Source organism: Faecalicatena contorta, assembly GCF_022835095.1.
Classification (GTDB): domain Bacteria; phylum Bacillota; class Clostridia; order Lachnospirales; family Lachnospiraceae; genus Faecalicatena; species Faecalicatena contorta.
In genome coordinates this window covers 1,678,896-1,692,138 of the sequence record NZ_BQNQ01000001.1, presented here as the reverse complement: position 1 = coordinate 1,692,138, position 13,243 = coordinate 1,678,896, and the positions used below count along the sequence as shown (strand labels likewise).

Below are 13,243 nucleotides of genomic sequence, written 5' to 3'. Positions count from 1 at the left end.
CATATGATAATCTTCACATTGGCCTTTGGCGCCGCCGCAGTTCTTCTGCTTATACGCTGCATCCTTTACCGCCTGGAAATCCGGTCCGTCTGCCGGCAGCTGGATGAACTGGCCCAGGGCAGCCACATGGAACTGTTTGTAAATCATAAGGATAAAGCTTTCGTGGAACTGTGCCGCAGACTGAATCTGGTGATGAAACTGAACCGCCAGAAAGAGAGGCAGTACGACAAGGCCCAAAAACGGCTGAAGCAGAACATTTCCGCCCTGGCGCATGATATCCGCACCCCGCTGACAAGTGCAGCGGGGTATCTTCAGATGGGAATGGAATGCACGGATGGTGAAAAAAGAGACCGGTATCTAACCGTCAGCCAGGACCGGCTGGAAGAGCTGAAAGATATGCTGGAAGAATTGTTCCTGTACACGAAGCTATCCAGCAATGAGTTTGAGCTTTCTATCCAGTCAGTACAGATTCTTCCGCTGCTGGGTGAGTGCCTGGTCGGTATGTACCGGCAGTTTGAAGAAAAGGGCGTTGAACCAGTCGTGGAATTCGAAGATGAAGGTGTCTGGGGTATGGCGGATGAAGAATGCCTGACGCGCATTTTCCGCAATCTGATTCAAAATGCTCTTCTGCACGGAACCGGAGGGATTACAGTCAAACAGACCGGCAGCTTGCTGTCTTTTGAAAATCCTGTCGCCGAAGATACTCAGATGGATGTGGAACAGATATTTGACCGGTTCTATAAAGCAGACGGGGCACGCCGCAAGGGTTCCTCCGGACTGGGGCTTGCAATCGTCAGGGAAATGACGGAGAAAATGGGCGGAACGATCGATGCAGTCCTGGAACAAAATGTATTAAAAATCCGGATCACGCTGCAACAGGAAAATAGGTCACTTAAGCATCCCTAGTAAGCTTGCGTATCCAATTTCCATAATGTGATTCCAGAAAAGCCGGCACACATTTGAAAATCTGATCAGCATTCAGGCAGCACACAACCACCGCCGGGGATGCTTTTACGACGAACGCCATAATAAAGGAAAGTGGAATTACAATCATCCAGATACTGACCAGATCCATTTTCACAACAAACATTGCATTGCCGCCGCCACGGATAATTCCGTTATTTGTGGGCATCTGATACGACATGCCCACGATCACCACGCTCAGGATAAGCAGAAATGTATTCGCCATTTCCTTCGTGGAGGCCGAAAGCTCATACAGATTCAGGATGGGGATTCTAATAAAGAACAGAATAATCCCGGAAACAATCCCAATTCCCAGAAATAATTTCTGCAGCCGGATGGAATATTGTTTCACCACTTTGATATCTCCCATCCCGATGGTCTTTCCAATAATAATAGAAGCGGTGGATGCCGCGCCTACTGCCATGGATTTGACCATCATAAAGAGTGTCGATGCCACACTGTTAGCGGCAATCGCCGCAGCAGTCATATGTCCCAGTATTACGGTCTGCAGAGCCGTATTCAGGCCCCAAAGCCCCTGCACCACCAGCATGGGCGCCGTAATCTTGAAGTAATCCCTGCAGAGCACCCGGTCAAACTGCAGGTAATCTTTCAATTTCAGGTTCAGCCTCTTCTCCTTTTTCACTACAAAGACGATCAAAACCGTACATTCTATGATTCTGGCAATCAAAGTCCCAATTGCCGCCCCTCTGGCTCCCAGCTCCGGCGCTCCGAAGTGTCCGTAGATAAGAACATAATTAATCCCGCAGTTCACAAAAAAAGTCACTACAGATAGGCACATAGCGATCCGCACCACCTCCACACTGCGCAGAGCTGCCAAAAGCAGCTGCGTAACCGCAAAAAACAAGTATGTAAACCGAATAATACCCAGATACTTCACGCCTTCACCAATAATCGCCTGATCCGTCGTAAACATCCCCACTGCCCGGTAAGGAAACAGACTGACCAAAACAAATAGCAGCACCCCGACAGCGAGCGCCGCATGCATGGCAGAAGCCGCAATCTTCTTCATCGGCCCCGTCTGCTTCTTTCCCCAGTACTGGCTGCAGAAAATAACAAGCCCATCCCCCAGCGCCATCAGCAGCTGCTGATAAATAAACTGAATCTGATTCACCGCCGCAACCCCGGCCAGCGAAGTCTCACTATAAGCCCCCAGCATCAGATTATCCGCCAGATTCACGCTCAATGTAATCACATTCTGCAGTACCAGCGCACTATAAATCTTAAAAAAATTCGCATAAAACGCTCGATCCTTAACCATCCCCGCCACCTCATAAACAAAAAATATTGCTAAACGCTATTCATTATACGCCTGAACCAAATAATTTTCCATCATAAATTCCCCTCTCTGCCTCATACAAAGAAAACTTGTACACTTTAGGCAAAACTAAACGACTAGAGTAGCGTAAAAAGGAAGGAAAACCAGGGTGAGATATGTGATCACAAATCACATATCTCCCTGGTCCCAGAGCCTGAAGCCATCAAGGCTTCAGGTACTGTGGCCAGGTCTGCCCTGGTTTTCCTTCCTTTTTGCTCTATTCCAGCTTGCTTCTGTATTCCGTTTCCAGCCCCCCTGTCTCCTTTTACAGACGCATCCTGCCTCGCCTTCCGCGGAGCGCCCCTTCTCCCCAATCCGTTCCCCCATTTTTACGATTGTTTCGCATCCTGCCCGGGTATTGAGAATCAGCCGTTCCTCCAGTTCCACCGCATCTTTCTGAAAAAGCAAAACCACGGTGGATCCTCCGAACTCGAACCGCCCCTTAGGTTCACCTCTTCTGACCCGGCATGCCCCATGGTAGTTCGTAATACGTCCCACCATCAGCGCGCCGACCTCCATCATCAGCACAGTCTTAAAATGCCTGCTCTTTAGAAGCGAATATTCCCTCGTATTTTCTTTATAAATTGGATACACATCCCCTGCCGCCGGATTTACTGTATGATAAATGCCGTTGATGTGATAGTTTTTGGACTTCTCCCCGTCATCCACATAACAATATCTATGATAATCATCCACCGTCAGACGGAACACGCATGCCCAGCCTCCCTCGTAACGCTTAGCCAGGCTCACGGAGCGCAGCAGCGATCCCACCGTATACTCGGTGTTTTTGATACGGAACCGGCTCTCCTCCCCCTCTTCTGCGGTAATCGGATATACACTCAGCTTCCCGTCACAGGGACTGATCAGAGTCCCTTCCCCGCCCTCCAACGGCCGTGCTCCCGGTTTGATCTCCCGCGTAAAAAATTCATTGTAGGACTTATATCTCTGGTTCACATAACAGGACAGATCGATGCCGCTTTTTTTCACAAAAGGATCAATCAGGCATGTGGACCATCTTCTGTCCAGCAGCCATCCTCCTGCTCTTGATATCCCCGGCCTCACCAGCAGGCCGACGAGCGTCCTTCCGCTCCTGTGGTTATAAAGCCAATCAAGCAGGCTGTCCTGCCCGTTCTTTTCTTCGGTCATGTTGCCGTCTCTGTCGATATATTTCATATATAATCACTGCATCCCCGCCTGTTATTTCCATATCAGCTTCCCGGGGACTTCCTTTCTTCCGTATTCCTGTAAGCTTCCCGTTTAAGAAATTCGTTTTGTTTCTCCATTACCGCCTTACAATCCATGGCCAGCCCGGGTGGAAACTAATTCTGTAACGTGTAAAGAACAGCATGACCACAACCGCCGCGGCAACAACACCCACGATAACCGCCAAAGTCATATTTTTCGGCTTTTTCAGTTTAAAATTCACGACAAACAGGATGCCCACGACCAAAAGGGCCAGATGCAGACAGATCCGAAACACAAAGTCCGGCACGAAAAACTGAATCATAAATACCAGCGGCAGAACAATGGCCATGGATGTAATCGGAAGCCCCCGGTAGAACTTTTCCCCGTCCTCCGATACCAGGGCATTCTTAGCCTCCATTACATTAAAGAACGCGAGCCGGACCACGGAATTGATACAGTATAAGATAATAATCGCAAGACCGACGGGTCCCCGCACGCCCAGCAGGTAACAGATCAATGCAGGAAATGCCCCAAAACAGACAACATCACACAGGGAATCGATCTGAATCCCAAATGCTTTCTCGTCCTCAGTCCTGTCCTTTTTTGCCCGGGCGATTTTCCCGTCAAACATATCGCAGAGCCCGGATAAAGCCAGGCAGATAATTGCCGTTTTAAATCTTCCGTGAATCGCCTGTGTCATCCCGAATACAGATATGCCAAGGCTTGCATAGGTCAATACCACCGTATAATTATAAAATCCAATCATGTTTTCTCTCTTTTCCTTTGTTTATATTTTATCTGCTGCCTTTTGTCCAATCGTCAAATGCGCGAACAGTGTCATTCCCGCGCTGAGCAGCAGTTGTACATAGTACGCAATTCCGCGGCTTAGTACCATCCCAGGCAGGAGAAGACCCGCTGCAAATACCCCTTTGAAAATAATCAGAAACAGATTCTCACTGATTCCCATGCCTCCGGGAAGCGGCAGCATATCAACCGATACTGAAACAACTGCCTGGAGCATAACAACATCATATATATGCGCTCCGTGAAGCCCAAAAGCCCTGTACACAAACCATGTTACAAAAAACAGGGCGAATCGCTGAAAAAATGTAATCAGTAGGACATTGACCATAACTCTGGCATGGCTGCGCAGATAGGCTGCCGTCGCATTATACTGATCCATGGAATTCTCCAGCTTCTGAGTTCTCTCCGGCTTGTGCTTCATGATATGGATACGCTCCAGTATTTTCAGGCACCACATCATAATTCCCTTTGCCAGAGCCGGATGGAATGCCAGAATTGACATAGCTATGCAGCACGCCACATTCAACCCTACCCCCAGGTAGAATACCGGCAGAATTCCTTCCAGATATTTATGTACAAATCCCCTTTGGAAAAAGGCGACAAACAAACCAACAGCCACTAATACCAGCTTATATGTAATTGTAACAATCATCAGCACCAATGTCGAGACCGGAACCGGAATTTTATTCTTCCGCATGTAATATATCTGCATCGGCTGCCCGCCGCTGGCCGACGGGGTAATGGCGCTGAAGAAGAACCCAACGCAGGAATATAAAAAGCAGGTCCGCTTTTTCTCCCGGATCCCCAGAGTTCCGAACATATAATGGATGATGATGGACTCTCCCCAGATAAAAACTACCACTCCCAGAATTCCCGGAAGAAGATACCATGGATTTACCTGCAGGATGGCCTTAATCACGGCCCGGAGGTCCTCCCCTTTAAATACACTATAGATAGTCAATGCAAATACGACCAGGAGAAAGACGATATTCACAATCTTTTTCTTTTTACTCGTCACAGCCCACCTGCTTTCCCGCAGACATCTCCCGCCTGCGAAAGTATTTTCTCTCCAGCATGTCAAATACCCTTTTTGGAAAACGGTACAGCTGTGTGTGGAATGCCAGCCGGTACATTCCTTCAGCCAGCAGGATCCCTCCGATCACATCTACTATGTAATGCTGTTTTGTAAATTGCGTGGATGCACAAACCAGCAGCGCAAACAGGCAGGAAAAGGCTCTGTATGCCTTCGGCACATTCTTTCGCCCCCGGATACCGATATAGCAGAACCAGCTCACAAGGCAGTGGATGGAAGGGAACAGCCTGGTCGGGTCATCCACCCCGTACACCATTCCCAGAACCGTCTCCCAGATCCCGCTGCCAGACAGCACCGGCCTGACATTGGTTGTGGGAAGCACAAGATAGAAAAATGCGCATACCAGCCTGGAGAGCATATCCGCTGTCACAAACCGGATGCAGTGATCTTCCCCCTGCCGTGCAATTAATATATAGTTCACAATCCAGAACACATAGCACCCCAGATAGACGGTAACAAATCCCGGAATAACAGGAACCGCCCGGTCTAAGGGAAGCGTTAAGTCATAATGTTTCCATGATCCCGCCAGCAAATCCGTGCCGGTATAAACAATAAAGTTCAGGATCACACAGGATAGCAGCGGGAACACCGCATATTGTGGTACAACCGGTTTTCTTTTTCCGGATATTCTCCCCATAACAGTCTCCCTTTCTCTTCAGTCTATTGCTATTATAACAGACTTTTTGAAAGTTGCACCTCTTCTCTCCGTTTCTTTCATAAATCCTAATAAATTTTTAAGAATTCTGGAAAATCTTCCATATTAGAGGTGTGGCATAACCAGAGACGTTTTTATAATGATCTTCAGCCGAAAAATACCGCCCGAAGTGTACAATCCCCCAGGATCATATACTTCGGGCGGTAAACCGTTACTATGCACGGCCAATGGGCTATGCATAGTAACGGTAAAGCGTCTCTGTTCCACTTCATATCTACAAAATCCTACAGCTTAATAGAAACAAAGGTTCCGTCTGCTGCCTCCACATGTACTACTTCGAGTCCCTTATTTTCCTTCAGTATATCCATGCATTCGTCCAGCAGCATCACAAGGACCTGTCTGGTAATCAATACATCATAGGGCGGGGGCACATCCCTGCGCATCTGCCGGAAAGCAGCTTCCGGTATAACTTTTACCGCAAGTGACGCCATCCCCATGGGAACCGGAATTCTAAGATTTACATCTTTTGATCTGACTACTACCATCATGCCACATATCCTCGCTTACCTGCTATTTGTCCACATAGATTCTGACTGTAGTGCCGTCTGCCGCACTGACATTCACAAAATCACCTTCCACCTCTTCGTCCAGGCACTCAGAAACTGCCTCCATAATGGCGGATAAATCCATCCCCTGCAGTTCCTGTTCCGGCAGCGGAAGCTTTCCGGTTGCCTTGAGCACCTTCTTGACTGCGCCAACAGGGAACTGGATATTTACTTTGTCTCCTCCGGTACTGTCCACAATGATGCGGAACATCTTCTTGTCGTAGCTTCTGTGCGCAACAGCTGTCGTCTGCTCCGCCTCTACTCCCATCGCTTTCATAAGCTCTGCCGCCTGCTCCGCGGTTATCGTACTATCTTCCACCATTTTTAAAATTCTTAATCTCTCGTCCATAATGACCTCCAATTTTTTGTTTATTATCATGAATTCTGTCTGCAGAGTTTCTATTAACGCTCCCCCCTGCCTGCTTTTTATTATTACTTACTTCAGCTTGCGGATCGCTTCCTCCGCGGTGATCTCGCCCTGCTCCAATGCTTTAAGGACAGCCTCCCGCAGGAGCATCTCCTCGTCCTGGGCCGCATCCTTCTCGAACCCAAGCCTTTGAATGACGCCGTCCAGCTTCGCCCTCACAGTGGGATAAGAGATTCCCAGTTCCTTTTCCACTTCTTTGATGTTTCCCCGGCACTTGATAAATGTCTCGGTAAAATGCAGTTCCTCGGCCGACAAGTAGTCAAACTTGCTGAGTGTAAAATCATTTTCTATCACTGTCCCGCACTTGGCACACTTCAGACGCACAACACTGAGTTCCCCGTCACAGACCGGGCACTGGCTGATGACCTTTTTCATATATCCACTTCCTTTCTTTTAATAATATATCACTATTTTTTATTATTTTCAATACAAATATTAATTATTTTAATTTTTATATTAATTATATCAATCATTTTGTTTTATTTTTATACTTACTGTCCTGTCTTACCATCATAGAAGACAAGCACTCCGGTGTGTACCGCTTCCGAAAAATCCATGATATACTGTCAAGCCTGAAAGCCCTTCCCGTCTAATGAAAAAGGCCGCAGCATAAATGATCTATCATCCATGCTGCGGCTTGTTATATGTCTCAATTCTGTCTGCCCTGCGGGCCGGTATCCAGGATACTTCTATATATCTCATAGTCCTCGTTCTTATAAACGTTAAAGATGACTCTTTCAATCTGAACATCCCTCTCCAGAAAGTCAGTCACCGTCCGAACGGCAATCTCTGCAGCCTTCTCCCCCGGAAAATGAAATTCTCCTGTTGAAATGCAGCAAAAGGCAATGCTCTTCAGCTGGTTTTGTGATGCCAGCTCCAGACAGTTCCGGTAGCATTCCCTCAGCTGCCGGCAGTGTACCTCTGACAGCGGCCCTGATACGATAGGCCCCACCGTATGCAGCACATATTGGGACGGAAGATTATACCCCGGGGTTAGTTTTGCCTGGCCTATTGGTTCTTCAAATCCCTGCTTTACCATGATCTCATTACATTTAAGGCGCGGTTGGATTCCGCTGACGCTGTGAATGATATTATCCACACAGGAATGGCACGGTACAAAACAGCCCAACAGGGCGCTGTTCGCCGCATTCACAATCCCGTCCACTTTCAGCGCCGTAATATCTCCCTGCCAGAGAACGAGCCTTTCATTCCAGGATATAGCCGGCAGTTTCTCACTGTCCACCACACCTTTCTGCTCTGCCTCCCTGCGCAGGTATTCATCTTGTACCTCCAGAAAACGACGGTTCGCGGGCCATACCGGCCTCACATTCATGAGGCTTCTTAACAGCCGTTTCTGCCCTTCTTCATCAGGTGGAACTGCTGTACGATACTGCGGCATCTCCGCCAGCAGCATCTCAATCAAAAAAATACGCTGTTCCTCATGAGTCATATTTGCTTGTTTCATATCCCAATCCTCCTTTTCCACTCATTTCCGCAGCCACATCCGCTATATCCGCATCCAGGCATATGGAACGTCCCGTGATTTCATCCGGAGCCCATGCCCCGCCTTTATTCACACACGCATAAGTAAAACGTTCATACCTGGCCGTCAGCTTCCAGAACGGAAATTTGATAATACCAGGAGTATTCATGCCGCATCCCAGCTCCAAAAGCAAAACCTGATCCTTCTTATGTTTCTCCAAAAATTCCTCGTATCGTTTTCCAGCCTGCTGCCATCCCCTGCCTTCCACGAATGTATCATCCACTCTCAGGTTCATGGTCATCGGAGCACCGCACTCGGGACAATAGGGGACTAGTTCAGAGGGAATTCTCATCTCCTCCTGCCTTTCGAACATTGCCCTGATCTGCCGTTCGTTTTGATATATCTTCCCACAGCACGGTACGGAACACTGCCATTGCCCGAAATCCCCCTGTGTATAAAAGATCCTCTCCTCATCAAAACCTGCCCGCTGAAAACAATGATCCACATTCGTAGTGATCACAAAATAATCCCTGTCTTTCACAATATCGTACAGCTCCCGGTAAACCGGCTTGGGTGCATCGTGGTACCGGTTGATGAAAACATACCTGCTCCAGTATGCCCAGTGCTCCTCCAAGGATTCAAAAGGATAAAATCCACCTGTATACATGTCCCGAAAATGATACCGTGCAATAAAATCCCCAAAATACTTCTGAAATCTGCTGCCTCCGTATTCATACCCCGCCGCCGCAGACAAGCCTGCTCCTCCGCCAATAACAACTGCATCTGCACTGTCTGCTGCCAGTCTCAGCTTTTTTACGCCATGTGTGATATCCGTCTGATCTGCATGATCGTAACTTCTCCGTTCACGCTCCAGCTCGCACCTCCTTAACTTTCCCGGCAGGTATCCGGCCTCTCCGCCCGCGAATTTCCCAAGGTTACATCTTCCCAGCCCTTTTTATTCTGCCGCTCCTGATTACAGTATGATTTTATCCCTTTTATCCAAACATGTAAACTACGCACTTTCAAGATACTAAGTATGCACGAGGCCCCGTAACACATGCCTTGCGGACGTGACTGAAGTAAAACTGCAGCACAAGGTATGTAAAAAGAGCCAGGGCTGAAATCCCCCAAAATAGATTTCAGCCTTGATTTCACATTCATTTACAGAGACTTGAGCCTTAAATCTAAGTTGAACCCTTTCAGAAAGAAGGGATAAACCGACGGGCACCAGAAGAACTCAGCCAAGGCAGATCGGAAATGGCAATGTAAGCCCTCCTTCTTCTACGTTTCTCTCAGCTCTTTTCTCTATACTTTGTTCATATTAACAGGATTAATTATATTAGCCCTGAATGGAAAACACAATCTTATCTTCCTCTGGCTGCCGGATATCACTGCAAAGTAAAAGCGTCCGGACTTCAATAATCCAAACGCCATCTTCATATAAACTGCACTTAGTGATTATGCGTTGCCACAGACGCCCCCCAATATTTCTTCGAGTGCATTCTTACTGCTTGTGTGGCATCTGATTACATCCGCATTGCATCTTCCGGCCTCCTCCACAGCACATTTTACCATTTTATGGGATACAGTATTCGTAAACAGCACGATCAGATCCGGGCTGCCAATCTGCTTCCCCAGTGCCGCAGACATCTGGGTAAATACTTTTGCTTTACAGTGGAACTGTTTACAGATTTTTTTATACTGACCTACCATACGGTCATGTCCTCCAATTATTACTATACTCATAAAATCCTCCTTAATTGATTTCCTGCGTAATGCTTTTGTTTTCCAGTCCGTATTTCTCGTTGTTTATACCTAGTTAGTTTTAACTAACTTATGTATATGATAACCATTCTCACTCAAAATAGCAATAACATTTAGTGATATTTTTTCTCAATAATGCATCTCAAACACTTTCAAATACCCGTATATGCAGTTTATTGCGGAGTTTCGTATACCCAAAGGGCACCCCGTAATGCATGCCCTGCGGGCGGGTCTGCAGCCTAGCTGCAGAATAATGTATAAAAAGCTCTGAGGATCAAGCGGTAGAATCTGTCCGCACTCAATCCTCAAAGAACCTATGTTTCTATATATTTATTACTCTTCTTCTACAAGATTCTGCATACTTTTTAGGCTGATTGTCAGCGTAGATGCATTGTGAAGCAGCGCGGATGCGGCAGGCATAAGAACTCCCGCTATCCCCAGTATAATCAGCGAAGTGTTGAATCCAACGATAAAACGGTAATTTGTATGGATACGGTTCATGAGTGCATCGCTTAAATGCTTCAGTTTTACTATTTCCCGCAGATTCTCTGCAGCGATTGTGATATCGGCTATTTCCCTCGCTATCTCAGCACCTTCGCTGATGGCAATTCCAACGTCAGCGGCTGATAGCGCCGGAGAGTCGTTGATACCGTCCCCCGTCATGATCACTTTCCGGCCGGCCGCTTTTTCTTTTTCAATAAATTTTGCCTTATCTTCCGGCAGAACCTCGGAATAATACTCATCCACACCCACTTTTTCTGCAATAGCTGCCGCTGTGCGCTCGCTGTCACCGGTCATCATAACTATTTTTTTGAATCCGGCATCTCTGAGGCATGCTATTACTTCTGCTGCCTCCTCTCTCAGCGGATCCTCTATGCATATGACTGCGGCAAGCCTCTGCTCAATGGCAAGATAAAGATGGGAATATTCTGTGGGGAGACTGCTGAACTTCTCTTTATATCCCTCCCGTACCGTACAATTTTCATCATCAAATACAAAATGATGGCTTCCGATTATAACTTTTTTACCGTCAATGGAGGAGGAAATACCATGCGCCACGATATAATCTACTTTTGCATGCATCTCTTCATGAACAAGTCCTTTTACTTTGGCGGCTTTCACCACCGCTTTGGCCATAGAATGCGGAAAATGCTCTTCCAGGCATGCCGCGATTCTAAGCATGTCTTCCGCGTCCCCTTCTCCGAAGGTAATGACCTTTTTTACCGTCGGCTTTGCCTTCGTAAGCGTCCCCGTCTTATCAAATACGATTGTCTCCGCTTCTGCCACGGCTTCCAGATACTTTCCGCCCTTCACAGTAATCTGGTACTGGTTTGCCTCCCGGATGGCAGATAAAACAGCAATGGGCATTGCCAGTTTTAAGGCACAGGAAAAGTCCACCATCAGCACACACAGCGCCTTCGTTATATTTCTTGTAAACAGCCATACCAGCCCTGTTCCTGCAAGTGTATAGGGAACCAGTCTGTCTGCCAGATGCTCCGCTTTCCCTTCCACCGTTGATTTTAATTTTTCTGACTCCTCGATCATGGATACGATCTTTTCAAAGCGGGTTGTACCCTTTGTCTTTTTGACCTGAACGATGAGCTCGCCTTCCTCCAGTACCGTACCTGCGTACACGTATCCTCCTGTTTCCTTACGCACAGGGAGAGCCTCACCGGTGAGAGAAGCCTGATTTACGAACGCTTCCCCTTCCGCAACAATGCCGTCAAACGGTATGACATTCCCCATATGTACAACCACCTGGTCTCCCGGAACTATCCTGGAGGCATCCGTTAACACCTCATGGCCGTCTGCATGCAGCCAGACCTTTTTTATATTCAGCGACATACTTCTGGCAAGGTCACCGACGGATTTCTTGTGCGTCCACTCTTCCAGCACTTCTCCGATCCCCAGCAGGAACATCACAGAACCTGCGGTCTCCATATCTCCCCGCAGCACGGATACTCCTATTGCAGCGGCATCCAGGACGGGTACCTCCAGCCGGCCTTTCATCAGACATCTAAGGCCCTTCCACAGATATTTGAGAGACTTCAGAACAATGCAGACATTCCGGACAGGATATGGGATAAGAAATTTGCTTCCATACCGTAAAATGATTTTCTGAATCAGCCGCTCCTGATATTCTGCATTGAGCTGCCTGCCTGAATTTTCAATCAGCCCTTCCGGGACCTCCACCGCTTCATAATGATACTTCTTCAGAAGAATCACCAGTCCATCCCTATCGCCCTCGAACTGGACAGACGCATCGGCCGTCCGTTCGTATACTTTCGCCTCCAGCACTTGGGGAAGGCTGCTTAGATAGTATTGGAGAGTATCTGCCTCCTGATAAGTCATCCTGTCCTGCAGGACGTGTATGCGCATCCGGCCTTTTATTTCGTGTTTAATTATAAATCTCAATGTAACACCTCCCATATATTTCCAGAGTGTTCTCCCCTCGGCATTGCAGTAAAACGGGGCTGTCGCATCTGCCCAGCCCCGTCTTCGCCTCACCTATTTTTACTAACAGAGTTCCCTATGCCTCGGCTGAAGCTTCATCTGAAGACATCTCTTCCGTCTGCACTGCGTCTTTTTCCGCACGTTCTTCATTGATCTGTTTTGCCTCTGCCAGAATATCCTCTGCATTCTCCTGTACCGTCGTAGCAGTCTTCATAGCACATTCCTTTGCGCGCAGTACGGCTGCCGTACAGTTTGTGTAAACCTTTTTTGCATCTTTGCTTGAAAGCACTTTTACTCCTGCCGTACCAAATAAAACACCTCCTGCAAAAATACCGATTCTCTTTAGTTTAAAAATATCCATTCTTATGTTCCTCCTTGTACTATATTTGTTTTAATAGGTTATTTACTTATGCTTGTATCCGGTATAGAACACCATCGCAAAACAAAAGACCGCGGCCCACGCCCAAAATTTAT

At 47.5% G+C, this 13,243-nt stretch carries 14 protein-coding genes; 1 reads left to right on the top strand and 13 read right to left on the bottom strand.

Annotation, left to right across the window (positions count from 1 at the left end; all coding sequences use genetic code 11):
* Nucleotides 1-3: 3 nt before the first annotated feature.
* Entirely contained in the window at nucleotides 4-906 is a 903-nt protein-coding gene (locus tag MWG26_RS07460) for a sensor histidine kinase (RefSeq protein ID WP_025655392.1), read from the top strand.
* On the opposite strand, the gene MWG26_RS07455 is transcribed toward MWG26_RS07460, so the two are convergent.
* The 13 genes from MWG26_RS07455 to MWG26_RS07395 form a co-directional block, all read right to left on the bottom strand.
* Complete coding sequence (locus tag MWG26_RS07455) at nucleotides 893-2,242, bottom strand: MATE family efflux transporter (protein WP_025655391.1); 1,350 nt, start codon at nucleotides 2,240-2,242, stop codon at nucleotides 893-895. The genes MWG26_RS07460 and MWG26_RS07455 overlap by 14 nt on opposite strands.
* Nucleotides 2,243-2,470: 228 nt before the next feature.
* Nucleotides 2,471-3,472 carry a phosphatidylserine decarboxylase gene (locus MWG26_RS07450; protein WP_025655390.1) on the bottom strand — a complete coding sequence of 334 codons (1,002 nt, stop codon included), beginning with the start codon at nucleotides 3,470-3,472 and terminating at the stop codon, nucleotides 2,471-2,473.
* A 109-nt stretch (nucleotides 3,473-3,581) separates the two neighbouring features.
* Entirely contained in the window at nucleotides 3,582-4,250 is a 669-nt protein-coding gene (locus MWG26_RS07445) for a CDP-alcohol phosphatidyltransferase family protein (protein ID WP_117440717.1), read from the bottom strand.
* Between the two features lie 21 nt (nucleotides 4,251-4,271).
* Nucleotides 4,272-5,306: a lysylphosphatidylglycerol synthase transmembrane domain-containing protein gene (locus tag MWG26_RS07440; protein WP_025655389.1), complete on the bottom strand. Its 1,035-nt coding sequence runs from the start codon at nucleotides 5,304-5,306 to the stop codon at nucleotides 4,272-4,274.
* Entirely contained in the window at nucleotides 5,296-6,018 is a 723-nt protein-coding gene (locus tag MWG26_RS07435) for a phosphatase PAP2 family protein (RefSeq protein ID WP_117440718.1), read from the bottom strand. Before MWG26_RS07435 ends, MWG26_RS07440 begins: the two co-directional genes overlap by 11 nt.
* A 302-nt stretch (nucleotides 6,019-6,320) precedes the next feature.
* Nucleotides 6,321-6,584 carry a hypothetical protein gene (locus MWG26_RS07430; RefSeq protein WP_025655387.1) on the bottom strand — a complete coding sequence of 88 codons (264 nt, stop codon included), beginning with the start codon at nucleotides 6,582-6,584 and terminating at the stop codon, nucleotides 6,321-6,323.
* Between the two features lie 22 nt (nucleotides 6,585-6,606).
* A complete protein-coding gene (locus MWG26_RS07425; RefSeq protein ID WP_025655386.1) occupies nucleotides 6,607-6,990 on the bottom strand; it encodes an SHOCT-like domain-containing protein in 384 nt (127 codons plus the stop codon).
* A gap of 87 nt (nucleotides 6,991-7,077) precedes the next feature.
* A complete protein-coding gene (locus tag MWG26_RS07420) occupies nucleotides 7,078-7,443 on the bottom strand; it encodes a DUF2089 domain-containing protein (protein WP_025655385.1) in 366 nt (121 codons plus the stop codon).
* Between the two features lie 274 nt (nucleotides 7,444-7,717).
* Nucleotides 7,718-8,533: a protein-ADP-ribose hydrolase gene (locus MWG26_RS07415; protein WP_240285658.1), complete on the bottom strand. Its 816-nt coding sequence runs from the start codon at nucleotides 8,531-8,533 to the stop codon at nucleotides 7,718-7,720.
* Complete coding sequence (locus tag MWG26_RS07410; RefSeq protein ID WP_044926620.1) at nucleotides 8,508-9,380, bottom strand: SIR2 family NAD-dependent protein deacylase; 873 nt, start codon at nucleotides 9,378-9,380, stop codon at nucleotides 8,508-8,510. The genes MWG26_RS07415 and MWG26_RS07410 overlap by 26 nt, the downstream gene beginning before the upstream one ends.
* A gap of 629 nt (nucleotides 9,381-10,009) precedes the next feature.
* Nucleotides 10,010-10,297 (bottom strand): DUF2325 domain-containing protein, encoded by a 288-nt coding sequence (locus tag MWG26_RS07405; RefSeq protein WP_025655382.1) that lies wholly within the window; start codon nucleotides 10,295-10,297, stop codon nucleotides 10,010-10,012.
* Nucleotides 10,298-10,648: 351 nt separating this feature from the next.
* A complete protein-coding gene (locus MWG26_RS07400; protein ID WP_025655381.1) occupies nucleotides 10,649-12,730 on the bottom strand; it encodes a heavy metal translocating P-type ATPase in 2,082 nt (693 codons plus the stop codon).
* Nucleotides 12,731-12,845: 115 nt separating this feature from the next.
* Nucleotides 12,846-13,130 (bottom strand): DUF6110 family protein, encoded by a 285-nt coding sequence (locus MWG26_RS07395; RefSeq protein ID WP_025655380.1) that lies wholly within the window; start codon nucleotides 13,128-13,130, stop codon nucleotides 12,846-12,848.
* Nucleotides 13,131-13,243: the final 113 nt, after the last annotated feature.